We start from the raw sequence: 22,617 nt of genomic DNA, 5'->3' as shown, positions 1-22,617 counted from the left end.
GACCATGCCCGCACCGCAGCAGCATCCCGACCTGCACGAGTCCCGCCAGACCGCCCGGAGCCCCTCGGCCACCTTCACGGTCGGCGAGGCCGTGGAACTGGTGCACGTGGTCCGCAACGGGTTCATCGAGTCCCGTACTATCGGTTCGGCCGTGGTGACGGCACCGGATGGTTCGGTGCTGGCCTCCCTCGGCAGCCCGGCCTCGCTGGTCTACCCGCGCTCCACGCTCAAGCCGCTGCAGGCCATCGCGTCCCTGCGGCACGGGGCCCGGCTGGTCGAGGAACAGATCGCGCTGGCCTGCGGGTCGCACCGCGGGACGGCCCGCCATCGCCAGACGGCTGCCACGGTCCTGTCCTACGCCGGCATGGACGAATCCTTCCTGCAGTGCCCGCCGGCCTGGCCCGCGGATCCGGCCGGGATCATCGAGATGGCCGGGGACGCCGGCCCCGGCGGTCCCCTCCAGACCCCGCTGGCCTACAACTGCTCCGGCAAGCACGCCGGTTTCCTCTCGGCCGCCAAGCACGGCGGGCACGACGTGAGCACCTATCTGGACCTCGACCACCCCGTCCAACGTGAGGTGGCCGCCGTCCTCGAGGAGTACTGCGGCGAACCGGTGGCCCACTGGGGCGTGGACGGCTGCGGTGCGCCAGCCCCCGTGCTGTCCCTGAATGGCCTGGCCCGCGGCATCGGCAAAGTCGCCGCGGCTCCGCACCGCCGCGACTCCGAGGTGCATGCTGCCTCCGTGGCCACGGCCATGCTGGAGCACCCGTGGGCCGTGCACGGCGAGACCAACACGAACACGGTGGTCATCCGCGAGCTCGGGGTGCTGGCCAAGCTCGGCGCGGACGGCGTCATGGTCATGGCCGCGCAGGACGGCACGGCGGTGGCCGTCAAAGCGCTCGACGGCGGCACGCGCGCCGGCAACCTCGTCGCCCTGGTCCTGCTGGCCCAGTTCGCCCCCACACAGATCGACCTCGAGGCCCTGCCGGGCGTCCTGGACACCGTGGCGCCGAAGATCCTCGGCCGCGGCAAGCCCGTCGGCCGGGTCCAGCTGGCCCGCCCCGTCCTGGACCTGCTGGACTGAACGGCACGGCAACAATCATGTCCATCAAGCGCCGCATCTCCGACGACGACGGCCGCGCCGCCCTCGAGTCCTGGTTCCGTGCCCGCTCGGCTGGAGCGGACGGGGCGGACGGGGCGGAGGGCGCCGCCGCCCTGCCCCGCAGCACCCGGGCCACCGCCGTCCGCTACACCCTGGAGGAGCTGGCCACCCGGGCCCCAGGGAACTCCGTGGAGGTCAGGGTGCCCCCGTTCGGGGTCTGCCAGTGCGTCGAGGGCCCGCGCCACACGCGCGGCACTCCACCGAACGTCGTCGAGATGGATCCGGCGACGTGGCTGGAGCTGGCCACAGGGCTCACCGACTGGGAGGCCGCCGTCGGGACCGGGAAGGTACTCGCCTCCGGTTCCCGCGCCAACCTGTCCGATTGGATGCCACTGCGGCCCTGACTGTCTGCGGTACGGCCGCTGACCACCCTGAACCCGGGGCAATGGTCACCGGCGCAGCCCACGTTGCATCATGAGGCGAACAGATCTGTCCACGCATGTGTCATTGAGCGCCCGCTGAGCGGCCCGCACGAGTGTCAATTTCAGTACATGAATCCATGTACTATCGAGGCGTGACCACATTCACCACGGTGACCGATACCCATGCCTCGGCGCTGTCCCGACTCGGGCACGCGATCTCGGACGGGACCCGCACCGGGATCCTGCTGGCCCTGCGCGAAGGTCCGGCCCGGCCCTCGGAGCTGGCCGCCCGGCTCGAGGTCTCGAAGCAAGTGATGTCCAACCAGCTGGCCTGCCTGCGCGGCTGTGGCCTGGTGGAGGGCGACCCGGCCGGCCGCAGCACCTGGTACCGGCTCACGGACGAGCGCATCGGCTCGGCCCTGGGAGACTTGCTGGAGCTGGTGGTCACCGTCGACCCGGACTGCTGCACCCCGAAAGGATGCACCTGCCGATGACCAGCCTCTCGCTCACACCTCGGCCCCTGACTGGGGCCCGTCGGGCGGTACTGCACCGGCGGATTCGCTGGGTGGTCGCCGCGACCATCACCTACAACGTCATCGAGGCCGTGGTCGCCCTGACCGCCGGCACCGTGGCTTCCTCCTCGGCGCTGATCGGGTTCGGGTTGGATTCGATCGTCGAGGTCCTCTCCGCCGCCGCGGTGGCCTGGCAGTTCGCCGGCCCGGACCCGAACCGCCGGGAGAAGCCGGCGCTGCGCCTGATCGCGATCTCATTCTTCGGGCTCGCCGCCTTCGTGACCGTCGACGCCGTGCGGTCCTTGCTCAACGCCGCGGAGCCGGAGCACTCCACGGTGGGGATCGCGCTGGCCGCGGTCAGCGTGATCATCATGCCCGGGCTGTCCTGGTTCGAGCGGCGCACCGGCCGGGAACTGGGCTCGGCCTCGGCCGTGGCGGACTCCAAGCAGACCTTGATCTGCTCCTACCTCTCGGCCGTGCTGCTGGTCGGGCTGCTGCTGAATAGCCTTCTCGGCTGGTCCTGGGCCGATCCGATCGCGGCCCTGGTGATCGCCGGCTTCGCCGTCCGGGAGGGGATCGAGGCCTGGCGCGGGGACGCCTGCTGCACCCCCGTCTCCGTGCTCACCGGCGCCGCGGACGATCCTGGCTCCGACTCTTCCGGCTCCGACGGTTGCGACGGTAGCTGTTCGTGCTGCACCCACTGACCGGGTGCTCTCCCTGAACCCTTATCTGCACCGATTGGACCACTTGTGAACTCCACCGCTGCCACGACGCCCCGCCAGGCCAGCCGCGCCGGCCGGGCCAAGACCGTCTTTTGGATTCTGCTGGGTGTGGTGGCCCTCGGTGTGGTCATCGGTGTTCTCGTTTCCCGAAGCGCCAACACCACCGCGGCCCCGGACGACGCCGGCCAGCTGGTGCGGGAAAACGGCCGAATGCTCTCAAAGGCCCCGGACGAGAAGGCCCTGCTGGTGGAGTTCCTGGACTACGAGTGCGAGGCCTGCGCCGCGGCCTACCCCTTCATCGAAGACCTCCGGACCGAGTACGCGGACACGCTCACCGTCGTGCACCGCTACTTCCCGCTGCCCGGGCACCCGAACTCGATGACCGCCGCGATCGCCGTGGAGGCCGCCGCCCAGCAGGGCGCCTACGAGCCGATGTACCAGCAGATGTTCCAGACCCAGACCCAGTGGAGCCACAACCAGCAGGACCAGAGCGCCGTGTTCCGCGGCTACGCCGAACAGCTGGGACTGGACATGGCCGCCTACGACGCCGCCGTCGACGACCCTGCCACCCGCCAGCGGATTGAGCTGGACGTGGCCGACGGCACCGCACTGGGCGTGGTCGGCACCCCCACCTTCTACTTGGACGGAAAGCCCCTGCAGCCGGACTCCCTGGATGAGTTCACCGCCGCCGTCGACGCCGCCACCCAGGACTAACCACCACCCGCCCACTTATCTCTGCGGTTCACAGGACGCCCCTTCGACGCCGGACAACCGCGCCCTCGACCTCTGCCCCTTCCATGGTTCGCATTAAGACCCGAGTCTCGGTGCGGGATCGTCTATTGATCGCCCGTCCTGCGGGTGCGATCTGGGGTGTGGTCGGGAAAGTCTTCCTCCCCGATGCCACCAGGTTCATAGAACCCTTCGATGAAGCCACGCGCCTCATCCATTAGTTGCTCCGGTGCCCTTTGTGCCCTGGGGTCCGACCAAGCGACCGAGAAGCCCACGGTGAAGCCGTACTTGCCGTTGTCCGGTCCGTTGAGCCAAGCGAAGTCATAGCTCATCATCCCGGTGGGTTGCCGCCTCTGGCTCACACGGAACAGCTCGTCATCGATCGAGAACTCCAGGTCATCCATCCAACTAGATTAGACGCGGGGTGCCGTCCTCATCGTGGCCACAATCCAACCGTTACTGGATTCGAGTGGCGACCGATGACAAGGGATGGGTTGATCTTTGCGATGACGTGGGCAATCGCAAGGGTCGGCGACTGGCTGACCCGTCACGCTGCGGGATCGTTGTTCGAAGAGGCCCACCTCAATCCCGGCTGAGCGTCGTACTCAAGCGTCCGCTGCACCCTGGCAAGCTGGTGTTGCGAGTCAATCGTCGAGAAGCGCCATCAGCCGCGTCACTGTCGCCCAGTTGCGCATAGTGTTGACCACCTCCGTGGCCGTGGCGGCCGGTGGGCGGGACAGTTCGGCCGCCAGCACGCTACGACCCAGGCCATCTGGGGTGCGCAGGTACAGGGAGCTGCCGATCACGGTGGCATCGTCGCGACTGCCCTTGCCCCGGGCTCGCTGCACAGCTGCCGTCACGGTTTCGGCTGTGGCGCGGCTGATCTGATCCCTGTGGAACACCACGTGCAGGCACTTCGGGTTGGTCTCTTGCGGGTAGGGGTTGTCCGCCACCACTGACCTCAGCTGAGGCCGAGACAGCACGACGACACCCGTTCGCACGCTTGACCGATCAGTTATCGCCTGCTCGAGCTGGGTGGAGAGTTGCGTGCAATCAGTCTCGATGCAGCTGAACACCACGTTTCCGCTCTGTATGTAGGTCACGACATCACTGAAGCCGAGACCCGTCACGATCTCGCGTAGATCCGACATCGCCAACCGGTTGTGCCCTCCGACGTTAATGCCGCGCATGAGGCCGACGTGGGTGCGCATGACCACATTCTGTCAGATTCCATAGGGTATCCCTCTCGCTTGGAAGACCGTCCTCAGCCGTCTCATCAGGTCTCGTTTCACGAGGAGAACGCACCGCGCCGTCTCGCAAGCCGATCGGCTATCGGAACATGAGTATCGCGGTCTTTTTTTGCCCCACCAGCCGCGTCATCGGAGCCCGCGGGCGGGACACGTACTGACCCGAGCCCACGGCGGACCCTCGGGATACGGTGGGAGCACGCATCCTGAGGGGGAACCACCGTGAAGACCGCGAGACACCTGACCCTGCCCGCCGCCGTCGCCCTGCACACCATGGGCGCCGTCCTGGTCTCGCTCGTGACCTGGGCGGTGATCGCCAGCAGCGCATCACCCGGGGCGGTGGACGGTGGGCTCTGGGTTCTGAGCTACACACTCGCCGCCGTCGTCGGGCTCCTAGGGGTCCTCGGCCTGACGCTGGCCCTCCGGGACCGGCAGGCGGGCCCGAGCGGCCAGGCGGCCCAGACCCTTGCATCCGTGGCCCTGGCCGCCGCCCTGATCCTGTTGGCCATCCGGACTTTCATACCCCTCGGCGTGGTCGACCGCGCGATCGGCATCGAGGGCTACAACGCCGTACTACAGACCCTCTCCCTGGCCGGACTGCTACTGGCCGCCACCGCCGTGGTGGCCGGCGCCGTGGCCGCGCGCCATGCCCCACGGGGCCCCGGCACCGCAACACGCATTCTGGCGGCCATCGCCCCGCCGGCAGCGCTGCTGGCCTGGGGAGCGATCCCGCTGTTGGCCCTCACCCCCTCGGGGCTCACCATCGCCTCCGCCCTGGGCGGGGTGTTGGCACTCGTGGGCCTGGGGGCCGCCGTCGTGCTCCTGCGCCGCTCCCCGGGCACGGAGCTGGCGGGTCACGAAGGCGCCGGCAGAGAAGTCGGCGGAACACTTGTGCCCGACGACGGCCCGGCCGGAAAGGCCGCCGACGCCGCGACCGCGATGGAGGGCACCGCCCGGCGGTTCCTGCGCCACCTGGCCACCCCGCTGGGCCTGGCCTGCCTGGCGCTCATCCTGCCGCTGCTAGACGTCGTCCAGACCGGTATGGGTGCCTGGCTGCCGCTGGTCTTCGCCGTGGTTCTTGCCATCGCCGCCGTGGCCGGGGCCGTGCTGGACTTCCGCGCGCTCGCCGGGACGGGGGTGCCGCGGGCCGGGCACCTGGTCGGCGAGCTGGGCGTTCCAGCCTCGATCCTCGTGATCCCGGTGGCCCTGCTGTTCGGCGGGCTGGCCGGTGGCGGCTGGGCGATGCTCGGCGCCCTGGTCATCGGCTTGCTGGTGGCCGCCCTCGTGGCGCTCGTCGGCCTGATCGGGGTGCTGATCTCCGCGTTCACCGGGCGCTACACCTCCGGAGCAGCACGGTCCTCCGTCATCGCCACCGCCCTGGTGTTCGTGGCGGCCGCGACCTTCATCCCGTTCCAGTCTGCCGGAGCGGCCCTGATCAGCGTCATCACAGCCGCCATCCTGCTGCTCATGGCGCTGGGATCCGGGCTGGTCGCCGTACTCTCGGCCCGGCCCACCCTGCAGCTGCCCGAGCCGACGGAGCCGTTGTTCACGGAGACGACCGACGCTGACGTCGACGCCGTCCGCAACCCCTACCTGTAGCCTCACCTCCGCGCCGCGAACGTGTCCGACCCACGGCGGATTCGACCTGTTGCGCCCCGTACCATGGAAGGCATGACTTTTCCCCCCGACGGTTCCGCGGACACCCCCGCTGGCACCCCGGCAGACGAACCCAGCACGCCGGATCAGAACAGGCCTGAGACGGTCCGGCCCGGCATGGGCTCCCCGCAGGAGGATGCCCTCAACCGCCGTACCCTGGTGGTCCGCCGGGCCCCGAAGGTGCAGGTGTTCCTGATCGGGGGTGCCCTGCTCGGCGCCATCATCGCGCTGCTGGTGACTGCTTTCGGCGAGGCCAACCCCGAGTTCACCTTCGGTTCCACCTTCGGGTACTTCCTGGTGATCTTCGGCATCCTCGGTGTGGGGATCGGAGCGATCGTCTGGCTGGTGCTGGACCGCAGGTCGAAGAAGCACACCTATACCGTGACCGCACAGTCCGTGGACAGCTATGAGGACGCCGATTACGCCGTCCAGGACCACGACCTGCAGCAGTGGACGGACAAGTGGGAGAATGGGGGACGTGATCAAGATGCGCGGTGACGGCCTGCTGACACACGACCTCGACCCCCATGAGAAGAGTCCCCAGGACGAATGCGGGGTGTTCGGCGTCTGGGCCCCCGGCGAGGAGGTCTCCAAGCTCGCCTACTACGGCCTGTATGCCCTGCAGCACCGGGGGCAGGAGTCCGCGGGCATCGCCACCTCGGACGGCAAGCGGATCTCCGTGTACAAGGACCTGGGGCTCGTCTCCCAGGTCTTCGACGAGGCGACCTTGAACACCCTGACCGGGCACATCGCCGTCGGGCACTGCCGGTACTCGACCACCGGCGGCAACAACTGGGAGAACGCCCAGCCGACCCTCGGCGCCACCGCGGGCGGCACCGTGGCCCTGGGCCACAACGGCAACCTGGTGAACTCGGCCGAGCTCTACCGGATGGTGCAGGGCCGCTACGGCAAGCAGACCCGGGGCGAGATGGCCCAGGGCAACACCACGGACACCGCGCTCGTCACGGCCCTGCTGCAGGGTGAGGAGGGCTCCACCCTCGAGCAGACGGCCACCGAGCTGCTCCCGCTGATCCGCGGGGCCTTCTCCTTCGTCTTCATGAACGAGCACACCCTCTACGCCGCACGGGACCCGCAGGGCGTGCGCCCGCTGGTGCTCGGCCGCCTCGAGCGAGGCTGGGTGGTGGCCTCCGAGCAGTCCGCCCTGGCCACGGTGGGCGCTTCCTTCATCCGTGAGGTCGCTCCCGGCGAGCTCATCGCCATCGACGAGGAGGGCATCCGCTCCACCCGGTTCGCCGAGTCCAAGCCGGCGCACTGCGTGTTCGAGTACGTCTACCTCGCCCGCCCGGACGCCACCATCAGCGGCCGCTCCGTGTACGAGTCGCGCGGGGCCATGGGGCGCGCGCTGGCCCGGGAGAACCCGGTGGAGGCCGACGTCGTCATCCCGGTCCCAGAGTCCGGCACGCCCGCCGCGGTGGGCTACGCCGAGGAGTCCGGCATCCCGTTCGGCCAGGGCTTCGTCAAGAACTCCTATGTGGGCCGCACCTTCATCCAGCCCTCGCAGACCCTGCGCCAGCTCGGCATCCGGCTCAAACTCAACGTCCAGCCCGCCGTGGTGTCCGGCAAGCGTGTGGTGGTGGTGGACGATTCGATCGTGCGCGGCAACACCCAGCGCGCGGTGGTCCGGATGCTCAAGGAGGCCGGCGCCGCCGAGGTGCACGTGCGGATCTCCTCGCCGCCCATCAAGTGGCCCTGCTTCTACGGGATCGACTTCGCCTCGCGCGCCGAGCTGATCGCCAACGGTGCGGGGGTCGCGGAGATCGCCGCCTCGATCGGGGCCGATTCCCTGGAGTACATCTCCGCCGAGGGCATGATCGAGGCCACCGAACAGCCCCGCCGCTCGCTGTGCACGGCCTGCTTCACCGGTGACTACCCGATCCCGCTGCCCAGCGAGGACGAGCGTGGCAAGCACCTGCTGGAGCGGCCGGTCGCCGCCGCGGCATCCGCGGCCACGTCCAGCCCCGTCACCGATCCGGAGTCCACGGTGGACCCGGAGGAGCGCCCCGGCGCCGTCGGCGGGGACCCGGGCCCCGGATCCTCCCTTGAAGACCTGCTGACCGCAACCGACAGGACCCCGCTGTGACCGCTTCCGAGCACCCCCACGATTCGACCGGCGCAGTGCCCGGCGCCGCCGAGTCCGCACCCGGGACCACCTACGCCTCCGCCGGCGTGGACGTGGAGGCCGGTGACCTGGCCGTCGAGTTGATGAAGGACGCACTGAAGGCCACCCACAACGACTCCGTCATCGGCGGCGTGGGCGGCTTCGCCGGGCTCTACGACGTCTCGCCGCTGCTGAAGTACTCGAAGCCACTGCTGGCGACCTCCACGGACGGCGTCGGCACCAAGGTCGCGATCGCGCAGGCGCTGGACAAGCACGACACGATCGGCTTCGACCTGGTGGGCATGGTCGTGGACGACATCGTGGTGGTCGGCGCCGAACCGCTGTTCATGACCGACTACATCGCCTGCGGCAAGGTGGTTCCCGAGCGCATCGCGGACATCGTCCGCGGCATCGCCCTGGGCTGCCAGGCTGCCGGCACCGCCCTGGTGGGCGGAGAGACCGCCGAGCACCCCGGCCTGCTGGGCGTGGACGAGTATGACGTCGCCGGTGCCGCCACCGGCGTGGTCGAGGCCTCCGCCCTGCTCGGCCCTGAACGCGTGCGTGACGGGGACGTGGTCATCGCCATGGCCTCCTCCGGCATCCACTCCAACGGATACTCCCTGGTCCGCCGCGTCATCAACGACGCCGGCTGGTCCCTCGACCGTGAGGTCACCGACCTGGGCCGCACGCTCGGCGAGGAGCTGCTCGAACCCACGCGCATCTACACGGCCGACTGCCTCGACGTGATGCGCCACCTCAATGGCGACCCCGTCGCCGGTGCCGCGGGCGCGGTGACCACCGCCTCTGGCGAGCCTGCCCTGCACGGGTTCTCCCACGTCACCGGCGGCGGGCTCGCGGCCAACCTGGCCCGCGTGCTCCCCCAGGGCCTGATGGCCACCGTGGACCGGGGGACCTGGTCACTGCCGGCCGTGTTCTCCCTCGTCGGCCAGCTCGGGCGCGTCCCGCTCGAGGACCTGGAGCGCACCCTGAACCTCGGCGTCGGCATGGTCGCCGTGGTGGATCCCGCCGCCGCCGACGAGGCCCTGGCCCGGCTCAATGCCCGCGGCCTGACCTCCTGGGTCGCCGGCACCGTGGGCCGCGTGACGGACGAGGCCCGGAACGCCGGAGCCGATTTCATGCAGGGCGCCAAGGGCGTGGACGGCGGAGCGGTGCTGCTGACCGGAGACTACGCCACGGCCTGACGCGCTACCGAGTTCGGGAAGGGTCAGAGCCGGGCGTCCAGCCACGCCAGCGCAGGGGCCAGGCGCGTGCGCCAGCGGAAGGCGGCCTTCGTATCGGCGCGCGTGGGGCCGCCGTTGAGGACCGCCACCGGCTTGCCCGCCTTCTCTGCGTCCAGGACGAACTTGAAACCGCTCATGACGGCCAGCGACGTGCCGATCGCCAGGACGGAGCCGGCCCGTTCGAACGCCTGGCGGGCGGCGGCCTTCCGTTCGGCCGGCACGCTCTCGCCGAAGTAGACCACGTCCGGCTTCAGCTCCACCGAACCGCACACCCGGCAGCCGACCAGGTGGAACCGGTCCACCCACTCCGGTCCCAGCGTCACGTCCCCGTCCGGATTGACCATGAGCGGGTCCACCTGGACGGCCTCGAGGTAACCGGGATTCGCCTCGACCAGCCGGGCATCGAAGGACCGGCGGTCCTCCAGGGCCCCGCAGTTCAGGCAGCTGACCCGGTCCAGGTCCCCGTGCAGGGCCACCAGGCCCGGGGTGCCCGCCGCGGCGTGCAGTCCGTCCACGTTCTGGGTCACGACGCCGGCCAGGATCCCGGCGCGCTGCCAGCCCGCCAGGATGTGGTGGGCCGGGTTCGGGGAGGCGGCGTCCATCTGCCGCCAGCCCACGAAGGACCGCGCCCAATAGCGGTGCCGAGCGCCGTCGTCGTGCCGGAACTCCTGGTAGGTCATCGGCCGGTGCCGCCGCAGCGACCCCTGCGGTCCGCGATAGTCGGGGATGCCGGAGTCCGTGGAGATGCCCGCGCCGGTGATCACCAGCGGGTGGTGCTCCCGCAACAGGTCCAAAATGCCCGCTCGCGCGATGGCGGGATCCTGCGGCGGGGCCGCGTCCTCCACGATGCGCGCGATCGAGCGCAGGGCAGCCCGGTGACCGTTAGCTGCCGGATGGCTCGGGAGCAGGGTGGTGCCCGGAAAGCCTTCTGTCATCTCCACCGAATCGGCGGTGTCCGCCGTCGCCGACGTGCTCCGAGGAGGCTCGGCGGATGGTGGCTCAGTCGACATGGCGACGATCAACCCTGCGTGCGGGGATCGTCGTCCTCCTCGGCATCCTTCACGTAGTCCGCGTACTTGTCCGCGTAGTCGATGTACTGGTCATCGTCATGGCTGGAACCGCTGTTGCCGGCCAGCTCACGCTCCAGTGCCGACAAATCAGTGGCCGGGGAGAAATACTTCATGTCCCGGGCCTGCTTGGTTGCTTTTGCCTTTTGACGGCCGCGCCCCATGAGCGTGACCCCCTTTGTTGTCCGTCCCCGTGCTGTCAGCCCCTAGGCAGGGCTGGTCCGGAGTATGCACTGATCATGATGGTTCGTGGACACTAGGTTAACATGTTTCAGCACCCCTTGGAGCCGCCTGCCAGCGTGACGGCACCGAAAGGACCATGACCATGGACACACGCCCGGACGGGTCCGGCGACGAGTCAACCCCTGACGCCCCCGAACCCACCGACACAACAGAGACCTCGGAGTCGCCGGAGGCCCCTGAGACGGCCGAGGCCGCCGGCTCCGGCGATCGCTACGTCCCCTACCTGCCGCCCCGTCAGCCGGAGACCACCCCGGCGCCCCAGCCCCGGCGGCAGCGCGGCTGGTGGATCGCCATCGGCGCCTTGGTGGTGGCCCTGGCCGTGTTTGTCCTCTGGCCGCTGCTGAACTCTGCACAGAACGGCCCGTCCGGTGAGACTTTCGAGCCCGGGCCGACCGTGTCCCGCAACGCCGAACCCGGGTTGGACGGAATCGTGGCCCGCGAGGTGCCCCCAGCCCAGATCGTGCCCGGCGACTGTCTGACAGACTTCGAGTCGGTGGGCGAACCCTCCACCGTGGTGGAGTGCAACCGCGATCACGAGGCCCAGCTGATCGGCCGCAAGCTCTGGCCCACCGGCCGCGCCTTCCCCGAGGACATGCAGGCGGCCGCCGAGCGCTTCTGCGCCACGATCGAACTGGACAGCGCTCCGAACGCCCAGGTCATCGTCGAGATCTCCCACCCCACCCAGGGCACGTGGGACGAGGGCGACCGCCGCGTGGACTGCCTCGCAGTGGCCCATGACGGGACCCTGAACGCCTCCCTCGTGGCGGAGCCCGTCCTGGAGGACTGGACAGACCACGTGGATGGTTAGCTGACGTCAGCCGGCCTTCCGGGTGACGGAGAGGCGGTCCTGTTCCTCGGCTTCAGGCCCCTCGCCCGCGGCGCGGTCCACCAGGACCGTGTCCCCATCGGCGATGGTGCCGGAGAGCAGGGCCCGGGCGAGCTGATCACCGATCTCGCGTTGCACCAGGCGGCGCAGCGGCCGGGCACCGTAGGCCGGATCGAATCCGGTCAGGGCCAGCCACTCCCGCGCGGCGTCGGTGACCTCCAGGGACAGCCGGCGTGAGGCCAGGCGGGCCGCGAGTGCGTCCACCTGCAGGTCCACGATCCTCGTGAGGTCCTCGATGGACAGCGGATCGAACATGATGATGTCGTCCAGCCGGTTGAGGAACTCAGGCTTGAAGGAGGAGTTGACCACCCTCATGACCGCGTCCCTCTTCCCCGCCTCGTCCAGGCTCTGGTCCACCAGGAACTGCGAGCCCAGGTTGGACGTCATGATCAGGATGACGTTGCGGAAGTCCACGGTGCGGCCCTGGCCGTCGGTGAGGCGGCCGTCGTCGAGCACCTGCAACAGGATGTCGAAGACCTCGGGGTGGGCCTTCTCCACCTCGTCCAGCAGGATCACCGAGTAGGGGCGGCGCCGCACGAGTTCGGTCAGCTGCCCGCCCTCCTCGTGGCCCACGTACCCCGGAGGGGCACCGACGAGCCGGGACACCGTGTGCTTCTCCGAGTACTCGGACATGTCGATGCGGACCATCGCGTGATCATCATCGAACAGGAATGCCGCGAGCGACTTCGCCAGTTCGGTCTTGCCCACGCCCGTGGGGCCGAGGAACAGGAACGAGCCCGTGGGGCGGTCCGGGTCGGCGATTCCGGCGCGGGACCGCCGGACGGCGTCGGACACCGATGACACCGCTTTCCGCTGGCCGATCAGCCGCTCACCGAGGTGGTCCTCCATGGACAGCAGCTTGTCCTGCTCGGACTGCAGCATGCGCCCGGCCGGGATGCCGGTCCAGGCCGAGATGACCTCCGCGATGTCGTCCGCGGTGACCTCCTCGGACACCATGGACGGTCCGGCGTGCTGCTGGCCTCCCGGCCCGCCGCCGGAACCGGACTCGGCCTCCACGGCGGCCTGGAGTTGCTTCTCCAGCGCGGGGATCTCTCCGTAGAGAATCCGCGAGGCCTCGGCCAGGTCACCGTCCCGCTGGGCCTTGTCCGCCGCGGAGCGCAACTCGTCAAGCTTCACGCGCAGGTCACCGGCCTGGTTGAGGTTGGCCTTCTCGGACTCCCACTGGGCATTGAGTGCCGCGAGTTCCTCCTTCTGATTGGCCATCTCCTCGCGCAGGGCGGCCAGCCGCTCCACGGAGGCGGGATCCGATTCATCCGCGAGCGCCAGTTCCTCCATGGTCAGCCGGTCCACCGAGCGGCGCAGCTGGTCGATCTCCTCGGGAGCCGAGTCGATCTCCATGCGCAACCGGGAAGCGGACTCGTCCACCAGGTCGATGGCCTTGTCCGGCAGCTGGCGGCCGGAGATGTACCGGTCCGAGAGGTTGGCGGCGGCCACCAGGGCGGAGTCGGCGATGGCCACCTTGTGGTGGGCCTCGTAGCGTTCCTTGAGCCCGCGCAGGATGGCGATCGTGTCATCCACGGTCGGCTCCCCCACGTAGACCTGCTGGAACCGGCGCTCCAGTGCCGGGTCCTTCTCGATGTTCTCGCGGTACTCGTCCAGGGTGGTGGCGCCGATCAGGCGCAGCTCGCCGCGGGCCAGCATGGGCTTGAGCATGTTGCCGGCGTCCATGGCGCCCTCGGAGGCACCGGCGCCGACGACGGTGTGGATCTCATCGATGAAGGTGACGATCTGCCCGTCCGAGGCCTTGATCTCCTCCAGGACGGACTTCAGGCGCTCCTCGAACTCACCGCGGTACTTTGCCCCGGCGATCATGGATCCCAGGTCCAGGGAGATCAGGGTCTTGCCGCGCAAAGATTCGGGGACGTCCCCGGCCACCATGCGCTGGGCGAGGCCCTCCACCACGGCAGTCTTGCCGACGCCGGGCTCACCGATGAGCACCGGGTTGTTCTTGGTGCGGCGGGAGAGCACCTGCACCACGCGGCGGATCTCCGAATCGCGGCCGATGACCGGGTCGAGCTTGCCGGCGCGGGCGATCTCCGTGAGGTCGGTGCCGTACTTCTCCAGGGCCTGGAAGGTGTTCTCCGGATCCGGTGTGGTCACGCGGGTGTCCCCGCGCACCTCCTTGACGGCGGCGGAGAGCGCCTCCACGCTGGCACCGGCATCGCGCAGGGCGGTGCCGGCCTTGCCGGCGTCGGCGGCGAGGCCGAGCACGAGGTGCTCGGTGGAGACGTAGTCATCCCCCAAAGCCTCGGCCTGCTGTTGCGCCGCCTGGACCACCAGCAGCGCCTGGCGGGACAGCTGGGCCTGTGCCACGGAGGAGCCGGAGCTGGCGGGCAGCTCCTTGATGGCGGTGGAGGCGGCGGCGGAGACGACGTCCGGGTCCACGCCGGCGGCCTTGAGGACCGCGACGGCCACGGAGCCGCGCTGGTCCATCAGCGCCTTGAGCAGGTGTGCCGGTTCGATCTGGGGGTTGCCGAGGGTGGAGGCGTTCATCGCCGCCCCGGACAGCACCTCTTGGCTCTTCGTGGTGAATTTGGCGTCCATGCTGGTCCTTTCTGCCGCCGCTCATGACATGCGGGGCGTCTGACGGTGAAACGGGTCTGTGATTCGGGTCGATACTCAAAGTTGAGTGTACTTAACTCAACCCGGTTCTGATACCCGCTATTCCCCCACTTTTCCCCTTCTTATGCCCCTCATCTGCCCCGCGTCATGCATCCCGGTCCATCGCCGATTCGACCCGACTCAGACCGTGGCGCCAGCGTCCTGCAGCACGGCTTCCACGTGATCGACCTGGGCTTGCAGGATGGCCTCGGCGTCCCCTCGCGACACACCGCTGAGCACACCGTAGACGTGGTGGTCACCCAGGGAGCGGCCGCCGGCCACCAGCGTCGACTCCCCGCCCTGACCGTCCGAGATCGTGAGGTAGGTGGCATCCAGGCCGCCCAATTGCTCGAAGGTGGCAGTGGCTCCGGCCTGTTCGTCACTCTCCAGGGTTCCGCAGGCAGTGGGCAGTTCGGAGTAGATACCCATAATCTCCATCGGCTCGGCAGTCTGCGCCACCAGCAGCTGGACGCTCGGCGCTGCCGAACCGGTGGTGTTGACCGTCCCCAGGTCGGTCTCGTAGACGGAGGTGGCCCCCTGGACGGCCTGGGTCTCGAAGGCGTTGATCCCGTCCAGGAGCACCGCGCACTCGCCCTCGGGGGTGAACCCGGTCAGGTTGAGGTTCATGGTGAACGGGGCTCCGGCCACCAGGGACTCCTCCTTCGAGAGGACGGTCCCCACGGGAAAGTCCTGCTCGGGGAGGGTGAGTGCCACGAAACCCTCGTCCGCGGCCCCGGCAGTGTTTCCGGCATCTCCGGTGGCTCCGGCGCCGTCGGTTGCCGACTCGGAGGCTGCATCCGCCGACGACGTGGGCGAGCCGGCACTGGGCGCGGAGCTGGACGAGACCGGAGACTCGGAGGCCTTGCCGTCCACGTTGATCGAGACGCAACCGGTCAGCACCAGCGTGGACGCCGCCAGCAGTCCGGCGGCCCGCAGGGGCAGGCCGGTGCTCATGGCCCGGGAAGCGGTCCGGGGTTCGGTGCCGAAAGAGTCTCGGGCGGCAGTCGGCGTGGAGGTTCTCGGTCGGCGTCGGTGCAGGTCAGTGGTCATGTTTTCCCTCGATGATGCGATGTGTGGTGAGGTCTCCATCCTCCCACCGTCCGCTGGCTGGCCCGAGACAGGTGCGTGCGGCCGTGGCCGGACGCCCGGGGGTACCCTCGGTAGCATGCCCCGCCGACTGCTCCGCCGTCCGGCACCGGCGCATACCTACCTGCGGCCCCGGGTGACCCTGTTCCACGTGATCCGCCGGACCATCATGAAACTGGTGGACATCCAGGTGTGGGACGTGGCCGGTTCCATGACCTTCTACACGCTGCTTTCCACGGTGCCGGCGGCGATCTCGATGGTCTCGATCGTGTCCTTACTGGGGCTCGAGGACGAGACCGTGTTCACGGGCGCCGAACTGGTGCATGAGCTCATGCCGGGCGTGGACCCGAACGTCGTCACGTCGGCCCTGCTGGCTCTGGCCAACACCTCGGGCGGGGTGGTCGGCCTCGTCCTCGGCCTGATCGGCTCCATCATCGCCGCCTCGAACGCCCTGGCGTCCTTCCACCGGGCGATGCACCGCATCCACGACACCCGTGAAGGCCGGCAGTTCCTGTGGTTCCGCGCGGTGATCTTCGTCGAGACCCTCGTGCTGATGATCGCCATGATCGCGGTCCTGCTGCTTGTGCTGATCGGCGGCGGGCTCTCCGAACGGCTGGGCAGCGTCCTCGGCCTCACGACAGCCACGGTCGCCACCTGGAACGCCCTGAAGTGGCCGGTCATCCTGGCCGTTCTGGTGTTGGCCGTCACTCTCGCCTACCACCGCGGCCCCAACGTGGTGCAGCCCCGCTTCCGCTGGTTGTCCTGGGGTGGGCTCACCGCCGTGCTCGTCCTGTTCGCCATGACCATCGTGCTCGGCTGGCTCGCTGACCTGTCCGGACCCTTCGACGAAATCCTCGGCACCCTGAACAGCCTCGTCGTCCTCCTGGTGGTGGTGTGGCTGGGCTTCATCGTCCTCGTGGCCGGCGCCGCTTTCGACGCCGAGCTGTTGCGCGGCCGCCAGCTGGCCGCCGGGCTGCCGGCCGCGGAGACCCTGCAGCTGCGGACCCGGCACACCGGGGTGCTGGAATTCCTCGACGAGGACGCCGCCAAGGCCCGCACGACCGCCCGGGCCGTGGCCGAGTCCGTCCGCACCGGCGAACCGGTCACACTGTCCAGGAGTCCCTGGGTCGCCGAGGCCGACACCCTGTGGTCCATCGACGCCGTGGACCGCGAGATCTCCACCGGCGCACCCTACGACGCCGGCTAGATCCAGCCCTGCTCCCAGGCCATCTGCGAGGCCTCCCGCCGGGTCCCCACCCCGAGCTTGCCCATGGCCGAGGACAGGTAGTTGCGCACCGTGCCCGGCGCCAGGTGCAGCCGCTCGGCGATCTGCTGCACAGTGGCCGCATCCCGGCCGGCCCGCAGCACGTCCAGCTCCCGGTCCGTCAGGGGGCTCCGCTCCCCGCCGAGGGCCGTGGCGGCGATGTCCGGGTCCACATACCGCTTGCCGGCGGCCACGTCCCGGATCACCTTGGCCAGCTCCTCGGCCGGCGTGGATTTCGGCACGAAGCCGGACACCTTCTCGCTCAGGGCCCGCCGCAGCACCCCGGGCCGGGCGTGCCGGGTCACGATGATGACCTTCGTGGCCACCTGCCGCAGGATCTGCCCGGCGGCCTCCACACCGTCCATCTCCGGCATCTCCAGGTCCAGCAGGCAGACATCCGGCGCCAGGTCCCGGGCGGCGGCCACAGCCTGGATCCCGTTGTCCACGCCGGCCACCACCTCGAAGTCCTCCTCCAGGCCCAGCAGGGTCTCGAGCGCGCCGCGGATCAGCACCTCGTCATCGGCGATCAGCAAGCGGATCATGGGGTCGGCTCCTTCGGTTGGACGGTGGAGGATTCTTCAGTGACCCGGCCCGGCACTGCGGGCAACCGGGCCTCGAGGACGAAGGCGCCGTCGCAGTACCGGCCGGTCACCGACCCCCCGGAGGAGGCGAACCGTCGGTTCAGTCCGGACAACCCCGTGCCCGACGCCGGCCCGCCCACCCCGCGTACCCCGTGGCCGCCGGGTGCCCCGGCGCCATCGTTGACGTGGTTGCCTTCGTTGCCGTCGTGACCGGCGGGCGCCTCGACGCCGTCGTTCACCATGGCCAGCCGCAGACCGTCGTCGACGGCCTCCAGGGTGATGGACACCTTCGTGGCGGAGGCGGCATGGCGCAGGATGTTGGTGGCGCCCTCACGGACGGCCAGGCCGAACAGGGTGCGCGCAGCAGGATCCTCCACGAGGATCCCCCGGACGGTGACGGTGGCGCTGGATGCCTCGAGGACGTCCTTGGCGTTGGCGATCTCCTCCTCAAGGGAGACCTCACGCAGGTTGCGCACCAGCGAGCGCGTCTCCTCCAGGGCGGTGCGCGCAATCGTCCGGACCTCGTGGATGTTCTCCGCCGCGGCGTCGGGCTTCCCAGCGCCCATCAGTCGCTCCGCCAATTCGGCTTTGAGGGCGATGACCTGCAGGTGGTGTCCCTGGATGTCGTGCAGGTCCGAGGCGAACCGGAGCCGCTCCCTGGCCACCGCCAGCTGGGCGGCATCCCGGCGGGCCACGTCAAGCTGGACCACGATGTTCCACCACCAGGCGGAGAAGAGGAAGACCACCGGGACGAAGATCACGAAGAAGACCAACGGTGGCATCTGCCGCGCGGCCTCCCCGGCGGGTACCACCACCCCCGTGAGGTGGGCACCGGCCCACCAGTGGCCCGCGAACAGGACGACCCCGGCGGCGAGGACCAGCCTCCGGGTCACGCCGTGGACCAGGATGGACAGGACGTTGGCGGCCAGCCACAGCGGGATCGCCCCGGGGAACCCTCCGCCCGGCATCCAGAGCGTCAGCACCCACACCAGCGCCGCGGGCGCCACCAGGAGCGCGGTGGCCCACGGGCGGGGCCAGCCCGCCCCCATGCCCGCCCGCACCAGCCAGGTGACGTAGACCTGGGTGAGTCCGGCCACCCACGTCAGGATGGCGGCGGTGACCACCGGCCACCAGGTCTGCCCGCCGGCCTCACGGTGGAAGTACAGCAGCATGGACGCCGTGATGAAGGCCATGAACAGGGCAAAGAAGGCCATCGAGGAGTAGGTGTACCACCAGGTGGCCCGGACTCCGCGGGCGGGACGGCCGGGCGCCGTCGAGGGGAATTGCCCCGAGCGTCGGCTCGCGGACGGTTCTGGCGTGCTCACGGTTCCCACAGTAGGCCGATGACAACTGTCACGGCGGCGCGGTGACTCTCACCCGTGAAGAGGTGACAGCCGGACACTGCCGCTGACCCGCCAGCCCGACGAGGCTGGAAGCACACCAACCGCAGTACAGCGGACCACCCGCATCGGGGCCGTCACACCGGCCGCGGCACCGAAAGGCAGCACCATGGACATCCTCGCCAACATCCAGTCCTTCACCGAGTCCCTGCCGAGCGCCCTGCGATTCCTCGGAGTCGTGCTCGCCGCCTTCATCCCCTATATCGAGGGCGAGGGCGCCGCCATCGTCGGCATCATCGCCGGCATGGAGCCCTGGCTCGCCATCCCGGTGGCCATCCTCGCCAACGTGGCGATCGTGGTGGTGATCGTCCTGTCCTTCGAGAAGATCCGCGCCGCGATCATCAACCGCCGGATCGCCGCCGGCAAGACCCCGAAGCCGGCCTCGGAGAAGCAGCAGAAGGTCCGCCGCGCGCTGGACAAGTACGGCGTCCCCGGCGTCTCCCTGCTCGGCCCCTTCCTGCTGCCGACCCACTTCACCGCCGCCGCGTTGACCTCCTTCGGTATCACCAAGGGGCGGGTCATCACCTGGCAGGCCGTGGCCATCGTCCTCTACTCCACCGTGTTCGGGATGCTCTTCTACGGTGTGCTCTCCGTGGTGGCCTGAGCCGGCGCGGGCTACGGTGACACCATGACCTACTCGCCGGGACCCCACGACCTGACGGCGCTGACCCGCACCACGCTGGAAGCCGCCCTGGACAACCCGCACGGCCGGCACGGTGACCTGCTGTTGCGGGACGGCCACCTGCGCCAGTCGATCATCGCCCTGAAGTCCGGGGCCCAACTGGCGGACCACAACGCGCCGCCCGCCGCCACGCTGCAGGTGCTGATCGGCGCGGTGGACGTCACGGCCGGATCCGGAGCGAATCTGCACCTGGAGCAGGGCCAACTCGTCCAGCTCACGAAGGAACGCCACGGAGTGACGGCCCGGGAGGACAGCGTCTTCCTGCTGACCACCGTGACCGGGGTGGACGAGGGCAGCCACGGGGACTGACCCCCGTGGCGCGCGGCACCCATCATCCCGGCAGGCTGCCCGCCGGACCACCCGGTGGCCCTCACCTCTTCCCGGTAGACTGTCCGTCTCGACGCCCTGCACCGCAGCAGGGCCCCCCGCACCGGAAGACCCTTCATGACCCCGTCCCGCACCCGACTCGCCCTGGTGGCCGTCCTGGGAGCCGGTTCACTGGCCCTGAGCGGATGTGCCGTGCTCGGCCCGCAGCTCGGTGGTTCCGAGACCGGCGAATCCTCGCCCCTGGTCGACAGCCTCGATCTGGTCAACCCCGGCCAGCTCACCGTCTGTGCCGATATCCCGTACCCGCCCTTCGAGTTCATGCAGGGCAACGACCTCGTCGGGTATGACATCGACATCGTCCAGCGGATCGCCGACGACCTCGGTGTCCCCCTCTCCGTGGTGGACTCCTCCTTCGAGGCCATCGAGTCCGGCTCCTCACTGACCGGCTGCGACATCAACGCCTCCTCGATCTCCATCACCGAGGCCCGGCAGCAGATCATGGCGTTCTCCGTCCCCTATCTGGACGACGACCTGGTGCTCGTGGCCGAGGAGGGGTCCGGCATCACCGACCTGGAATCGGCCCAGGGCAAACGCGTGGGCGTCCAGGCCGCCACCACCGGCGAGACCTTCGCCGAGGAGAACGGATTGGCCCCGATCCAGTTCGAGGACGGCGGCATGCAGATGGAGGCCCTGCGGGCCGGCACCGTGGAGGCCGTGCTCGGCAACCAGTCCGTGGTGCTCTACAACGTCAAGGACGACCCCCAGTACGAGGTGGTTGCCGAGCTTCCCACCGGTGAGCAGCTCGGCGTGGCCGTGGCCCCGGACAAGGCGAAACTGCTGTCCGCCGTGAACGCGTCGCTGCAGGGCATGGAAGAGGACGGCACCCTCGACGAGTCCCGCGTTCGCTGGTTCGGCGAGGCAGCAACGGAGGGCGATCAGTGAGCACCGTCAACACCACCGGCCCGGCGCCGGGTCCCAACCCCTCTCCGGGCAGCAGCCCGGAGAAGGGCCGAACGATGAGCAACCGGCGGCGCCGCCAGCTCTCACTCGGCCTGCAGGCCGGCGTCTTCGTGCTGGCCATCGTGGTTCTCATAGCCGTCATGGATTGGCCGACCCTGGGCCAGTCCGTCTTCAACTTCGCGGAGATCGGCCCGCTGTTCCCGGACATCATCCTGGTGGGCCTGGGCAACACCCTGCTCTACACGGCGTCCTCGTTCGTGGTCGGCCTGCTGGGCGGTACGCTGCTGGCCCTGATGCGGCTCTCCTCCTTCCCGCCGTACCGCTGGCTGGCGACGGCCTACATCGAGCTCTTCCGCGGCCTGCCCGCCCTGCTCGTCTTCATCGCCTTCGGCTACGGCGTGCCCTTCGCCTTCGGCGTCCAGTGGCCCATCCCCCTCGTGGTGATGGCCTCCCTGGGCATGGTCTCCTCGGCCTACATCGCCGAGACCCTGCGCGCCGGTCTGCAGGCCGTCCCGAAGGGACAGGCGGAGGCCGCCCGCTCCCTGGGCATGCCGGCCTGGCGCGCCATGGTCACGATTGTCATCCCCCAGGCCTTCCGCCTGGTGCTGCCGCCCCTGACCAACGAGGTCATCCTGCTGACCAAGGACTCCTCCCTCGTCTATGTTCTGGGACTGGCCGCGCACGAGTACGAGCTCACCAAGTTCGGCCGGGACGGCATCACCGCCCTGGACGCCGGCCTGACCCCGGTGCTCGTGGCCGGTGTCATGTACCTGATCATCACCGTTCCCCTGTCCCTGCTGGCGCGGAAGTTCGAATCGCGCACCAACCGCACGCGCGTCTGAGAGGCCACGATGACCGAGACCACCAGCCACGCCAGCGCCATCCGCGCCGGCGGCGTCGCCATCACCGGCCTGCACAAGTCCTACGGCTCCAATGAGGTCCTCAAGGGCATCGACCTGACCGTGGCCCCCGGCGAGGTGGTGTGCCTGATCGGCCCCTCCGGCTCGGGCAAGTCCACCCTGCTGCGCTGCGTGAACCTGCTGGAGGCCCCCAACCAGGGCACGGTGGCTGTGTCCGGCTTCGACGCCACCGATCCGGAGGTGGACCTGAACGCCATGCGGCGCCACGTCGGCATGGTGTTCCAGCAGTTCAACCTGTTCCCGCACCTGTCCGTGCTGGAGAACTGCACGGTGGCCCAGGTCAAGGTGCTCCGCCGCGGCAAGGCCGAGGCGGCCGGCGTCGCACGCGAGAACCTGCGCCGCGTGGGCCTGGACGGCTTCGAGGATCGCTATCCCGACCAGCTCTCCGGCGGCCAGCAGCAGCGCGTGGCCATCGCCCGCGCGCTGTCCATGGACCCGGAGCTGATGCTCTTCGATGAGCCGACCTCCGCCCTGGACCCGGAGACCGTGGGCGAGGTGCTTTCCGTGATGCGTGGCCTGGCCGGCGCCGGGATGACCATGCTCGTGGTCACCCACGAGATGGGCTTCGCCCGCGAGGTCGCGGACCGCGTTGTGTTCATGGACGGCGGCGTGGTCGTCGAGGAGGGCCCGGCCGAGCAGGTCATCGGCTCCCCCACCCAGCCGCGGACCCAGGACTTCCTGCGCCGGGTCCTGAACCCGACCGACGTCGAGCTCTAGGTGTACTTCCCCGGGAGGTTGTGAACGGCTGAGGTAAGGCGAAGACCTCCGGGCAGGATGTGGGTTACCACACTCGCATCCTGACCACGGAGGTCTTCGTGACTCACGCTAA

The 22,617-nt window shown here is 69.5% G+C and carries 24 protein-coding genes; 16 read left to right on the top strand and 8 right to left on the bottom strand.

The features are described 5' to 3' along the window. The first annotated feature begins 4 nt into the window (after positions 1 to 4). The 5 genes from IEX49_RS09235 (at position 5) to IEX49_RS09215 (ending at position 3,472) form a co-directional block, all read left to right on the top strand. Complete coding sequence (locus IEX49_RS09235) at positions 5 to 1,084, top strand: asparaginase (protein WP_188805894.1); 1,080 nt, start codon at positions 5 to 7, stop codon at positions 1,082 to 1,084. Between the two features lie 17 nt (positions 1,085 to 1,101). After that, positions 1,102 to 1,506 (top strand): sterol carrier family protein, encoded by a 405-nt coding sequence (locus tag IEX49_RS09230; RefSeq protein ID WP_188805893.1) that lies wholly within the window; start codon positions 1,102 to 1,104, stop codon positions 1,504 to 1,506. 170 nt (positions 1,507 to 1,676) lie between these two features. After that, on the top strand, positions 1,677 to 2,018 hold the full coding sequence (locus IEX49_RS09225; protein WP_229672491.1) for an ArsR/SmtB family transcription factor: 342 nt from the start codon (positions 1,677 to 1,679) through the stop codon (positions 2,016 to 2,018). Continuing rightward, a complete protein-coding gene (locus IEX49_RS09220) occupies positions 2,015 to 2,740 on the top strand; it encodes a cation efflux transmembrane domain-containing protein (RefSeq protein ID WP_188805891.1) in 726 nt (241 codons plus the stop codon). The genes IEX49_RS09225 and IEX49_RS09220 overlap by 4 nt, the downstream gene beginning before the upstream one ends. Before the next feature lie 45 nt (positions 2,741 to 2,785). Next, the gene (locus IEX49_RS09215) at positions 2,786 to 3,472 is read left to right on the top strand and encodes a DsbA family protein (RefSeq protein ID WP_229672490.1); all 687 of its coding nucleotides are present in this window, start codon (positions 2,786 to 2,788) and stop codon (positions 3,470 to 3,472) included. Positions 3,473 to 3,594: 122 nt separating this feature from the next. On the opposite strand, the gene IEX49_RS09210 is transcribed toward IEX49_RS09215, so the two are convergent. Both IEX49_RS09210 and IEX49_RS09205 read right to left on the bottom strand, forming a co-directional pair. Continuing rightward, the gene (locus tag IEX49_RS09210) at positions 3,595 to 3,891 is read right to left on the bottom strand and encodes a hypothetical protein (protein ID WP_188805890.1); all 297 of its coding nucleotides are present in this window, start codon (positions 3,889 to 3,891) and stop codon (positions 3,595 to 3,597) included. Between the two features lie 240 nt (positions 3,892 to 4,131). Continuing rightward, on the bottom strand, positions 4,132 to 4,698 hold the full coding sequence (locus tag IEX49_RS09205) for a DUF1697 domain-containing protein (RefSeq protein ID WP_188805889.1): 567 nt from the start codon (positions 4,696 to 4,698) through the stop codon (positions 4,132 to 4,134). Positions 4,699 to 4,956: 258 nt separating this feature from the next. On the opposite strand from IEX49_RS09205, the gene IEX49_RS09200 reads away from it, so the two are divergent. From IEX49_RS09200 to purM, 4 genes are all read left to right on the top strand, one after another. After that, on the top strand, positions 4,957 to 6,333 hold the full coding sequence (locus IEX49_RS09200; protein WP_188805888.1) for a hypothetical protein: 1,377 nt from the start codon (positions 4,957 to 4,959) through the stop codon (positions 6,331 to 6,333). A 72-nt stretch (positions 6,334 to 6,405) separates the two neighbouring features. Then, positions 6,406 to 6,888: a DUF2273 domain-containing protein gene (locus tag IEX49_RS09195; RefSeq protein ID WP_188805887.1), complete on the top strand. Its 483-nt coding sequence runs from the start codon at positions 6,406 to 6,408 to the stop codon at positions 6,886 to 6,888. After that, on the top strand, positions 6,878 to 8,491 hold the full coding sequence (gene purF / locus IEX49_RS09190; protein WP_188806124.1) for an amidophosphoribosyltransferase: 1,614 nt from the start codon (positions 6,878 to 6,880) through the stop codon (positions 8,489 to 8,491). The genes IEX49_RS09195 and purF overlap by 11 nt, the downstream gene beginning before the upstream one ends. Before the next feature lie 35 nt (positions 8,492 to 8,526). Continuing rightward, the gene (purM, locus tag IEX49_RS09185) at positions 8,527 to 9,711 is read left to right on the top strand and encodes a phosphoribosylformylglycinamidine cyclo-ligase (RefSeq protein WP_188806125.1); all 1,185 of its coding nucleotides are present in this window, start codon (positions 8,527 to 8,529) and stop codon (positions 9,709 to 9,711) included. Positions 9,712 to 9,734: 23 nt separating this feature from the next. Here the strand turns inward: purM and IEX49_RS09180 are convergent, their stop codons facing one another. Continuing rightward, complete coding sequence (locus IEX49_RS09180; RefSeq protein ID WP_229672488.1) at positions 9,735 to 10,685, bottom strand: Sir2 family NAD-dependent protein deacetylase; 951 nt, start codon at positions 10,683 to 10,685, stop codon at positions 9,735 to 9,737. An 83-nt stretch (positions 10,686 to 10,768) separates the two neighbouring features. Continuing rightward, a complete protein-coding gene (locus IEX49_RS09175; RefSeq protein ID WP_188805886.1) occupies positions 10,769 to 10,981 on the bottom strand; it encodes a DUF3073 domain-containing protein in 213 nt (70 codons plus the stop codon). 161 nt (positions 10,982 to 11,142) lie between these two features. On the opposite strand from IEX49_RS09175, the gene IEX49_RS09170 reads away from it, so the two are divergent. Then, the gene (locus IEX49_RS09170) at positions 11,143 to 11,868 is read left to right on the top strand and encodes a hypothetical protein (protein ID WP_188805885.1); all 726 of its coding nucleotides are present in this window, start codon (positions 11,143 to 11,145) and stop codon (positions 11,866 to 11,868) included. Between the two features lie 6 nt (positions 11,869 to 11,874). Here the strand turns inward: IEX49_RS09170 and clpB are convergent, their stop codons facing one another. After that, a complete protein-coding gene (clpB, locus tag IEX49_RS09165) occupies positions 11,875 to 14,511 on the bottom strand; it encodes an ATP-dependent chaperone ClpB (protein WP_188805884.1) in 2,637 nt (878 codons plus the stop codon). A gap of 198 nt (positions 14,512 to 14,709) precedes the next feature. Next, positions 14,710 to 15,618 (bottom strand): hypothetical protein, encoded by a 909-nt coding sequence (locus IEX49_RS09160; RefSeq protein ID WP_188805883.1) that lies wholly within the window; start codon positions 15,616 to 15,618, stop codon positions 14,710 to 14,712. A 115-nt stretch (positions 15,619 to 15,733) separates the two neighbouring features. On the opposite strand from IEX49_RS09160, the gene IEX49_RS09155 reads away from it, so the two are divergent. Next, positions 15,734 to 16,861: a YihY/virulence factor BrkB family protein gene (locus IEX49_RS09155; protein ID WP_188805882.1), complete on the top strand. Its 1,128-nt coding sequence runs from the start codon at positions 15,734 to 15,736 to the stop codon at positions 16,859 to 16,861. Here IEX49_RS09155 and IEX49_RS09150 read toward each other — a convergent pair. Together IEX49_RS09150 and IEX49_RS09145 are read right to left on the bottom strand one after the other, a co-directional pair. Beyond that, complete coding sequence (locus tag IEX49_RS09150; protein WP_188805881.1) at positions 16,858 to 17,460, bottom strand: response regulator transcription factor; 603 nt, start codon at positions 17,458 to 17,460, stop codon at positions 16,858 to 16,860. The genes IEX49_RS09155 and IEX49_RS09150 overlap by 4 nt on opposite strands. Further along, entirely contained in the window at positions 17,457 to 18,824 is a 1,368-nt protein-coding gene (locus tag IEX49_RS09145) for a sensor histidine kinase (protein ID WP_188805880.1), read from the bottom strand. Before IEX49_RS09145 ends, IEX49_RS09150 begins: the two co-directional genes overlap by 4 nt. Before the next feature lie 184 nt (positions 18,825 to 19,008). On the opposite strand from IEX49_RS09145, the gene IEX49_RS09140 reads away from it, so the two are divergent. The 5 genes from IEX49_RS09140 to IEX49_RS09120 all read left to right on the top strand — a co-directional run bounded on the left by IEX49_RS09140 (position 19,009) and on the right by IEX49_RS09120 (position 22,505). Then, complete coding sequence (locus tag IEX49_RS09140) at positions 19,009 to 19,503, top strand: small multi-drug export protein (RefSeq protein ID WP_188805879.1); 495 nt, start codon at positions 19,009 to 19,011, stop codon at positions 19,501 to 19,503. 24 nt (positions 19,504 to 19,527) lie between these two features. Then, positions 19,528 to 19,890, top strand: coding sequence for a cupin domain-containing protein (locus IEX49_RS09135; RefSeq protein ID WP_188805878.1), 363 nt, complete (start codon positions 19,528 to 19,530; stop codon positions 19,888 to 19,890). 135 nt (positions 19,891 to 20,025) lie between these two features. Beyond that, positions 20,026 to 20,850, top strand: a complete 825-nt coding sequence (locus tag IEX49_RS09130; protein ID WP_188805877.1) for an ABC transporter substrate-binding protein — start codon at positions 20,026 to 20,028, stop codon at positions 20,848 to 20,850. Between the two features lie 74 nt (positions 20,851 to 20,924). Next, positions 20,925 to 21,710: an amino acid ABC transporter permease gene (locus IEX49_RS09125; protein WP_188806122.1), complete on the top strand. Its 786-nt coding sequence runs from the start codon at positions 20,925 to 20,927 to the stop codon at positions 21,708 to 21,710. Between the two features lie 9 nt (positions 21,711 to 21,719). After that, on the top strand, positions 21,720 to 22,505 hold the full coding sequence (locus IEX49_RS09120; RefSeq protein WP_188805876.1) for an amino acid ABC transporter ATP-binding protein: 786 nt from the start codon (positions 21,720 to 21,722) through the stop codon (positions 22,503 to 22,505). Positions 22,506 to 22,617 lie beyond the last annotated feature (112 nt).

Source organism: Citricoccus zhacaiensis (assembly GCF_014645315.1).
Classification (GTDB): Bacteria; Actinomycetota; Actinomycetes; order Actinomycetales; family Micrococcaceae; genus Citricoccus; species Citricoccus zhacaiensis.
The sequence above is the reverse complement of the archived record's forward strand: the minus strand, read 5'-3'. Positions and strand labels throughout refer to the sequence as shown.

Bases quoted from the DNA above. Each gene is read 5' to 3' on its own strand.
- IEX49_RS09140 (WP_188805879.1), top strand. From the start codon at position 19,009: ATGGACATCCTCGCCAACATCCAGTCCTTCACCGAGTCCCTGCCGAGC.
- IEX49_RS09180 (WP_229672488.1), bottom strand. From the start codon at position 10,685: ATGACAGAAGGCTTTCCGGGCACCACCCTGCTCCCGAGCCATCCGGCA.
- IEX49_RS09160 (WP_188805883.1), bottom strand. From the start codon at position 15,618: ATGACCACTGACCTGCACCGACGCCGACCGAGAACCTCCACGCCGACT.
- IEX49_RS09135 (WP_188805878.1), top strand. From the start codon at position 19,528: ATGACCTACTCGCCGGGACCCCACGACCTGACGGCGCTGACCCGCACC.
- IEX49_RS09230 (WP_188805893.1), top strand. From the start codon at position 1,102: ATGTCCATCAAGCGCCGCATCTCCGACGACGACGGCCGCGCCGCCCTC.
- IEX49_RS09195 (WP_188805887.1), top strand. From the start codon at position 6,406: ATGACTTTTCCCCCCGACGGTTCCGCGGACACCCCCGCTGGCACCCCG.
- IEX49_RS09150 (WP_188805881.1), bottom strand. From the start codon at position 17,460: ATGATCCGCTTGCTGATCGCCGATGACGAGGTGCTGATCCGCGGCGCG.
- IEX49_RS09130 (WP_188805877.1), top strand. From the start codon at position 20,026: ATGACCCCGTCCCGCACCCGACTCGCCCTGGTGGCCGTCCTGGGAGCC.
- IEX49_RS09220 (WP_188805891.1), top strand. From the start codon at position 2,015: ATGACCAGCCTCTCGCTCACACCTCGGCCCCTGACTGGGGCCCGTCGG.
- IEX49_RS09125 (WP_188806122.1), top strand. From the start codon at position 20,925: ATGAGCAACCGGCGGCGCCGCCAGCTCTCACTCGGCCTGCAGGCCGGC.
- IEX49_RS09235 (WP_188805894.1), top strand. From the start codon at position 5: ATGCCCGCACCGCAGCAGCATCCCGACCTGCACGAGTCCCGCCAGACC.
- IEX49_RS09210 (WP_188805890.1), bottom strand. From the start codon at position 3,891: ATGGATGACCTGGAGTTCTCGATCGATGACGAGCTGTTCCGTGTGAGC.
- IEX49_RS09205 (WP_188805889.1), bottom strand. From the start codon at position 4,698: ATGCGCACCCACGTCGGCCTCATGCGCGGCATTAACGTCGGAGGGCAC.
- IEX49_RS09155 (WP_188805882.1), top strand. From the start codon at position 15,734: ATGCCCCGCCGACTGCTCCGCCGTCCGGCACCGGCGCATACCTACCTG.
- IEX49_RS09170 (WP_188805885.1), top strand. From the start codon at position 11,143: ATGGACACACGCCCGGACGGGTCCGGCGACGAGTCAACCCCTGACGCC.
- IEX49_RS09175 (WP_188805886.1), bottom strand. From the start codon at position 10,981: ATGGGGCGCGGCCGTCAAAAGGCAAAAGCAACCAAGCAGGCCCGGGAC.
- IEX49_RS09120 (WP_188805876.1), top strand. From the start codon at position 21,720: ATGACCGAGACCACCAGCCACGCCAGCGCCATCCGCGCCGGCGGCGTC.
- purF (WP_188806124.1), top strand. From the start codon at position 6,878: ATGCGCGGTGACGGCCTGCTGACACACGACCTCGACCCCCATGAGAAG.
- clpB (WP_188805884.1), bottom strand. From the start codon at position 14,511: ATGGACGCCAAATTCACCACGAAGAGCCAAGAGGTGCTGTCCGGGGCG.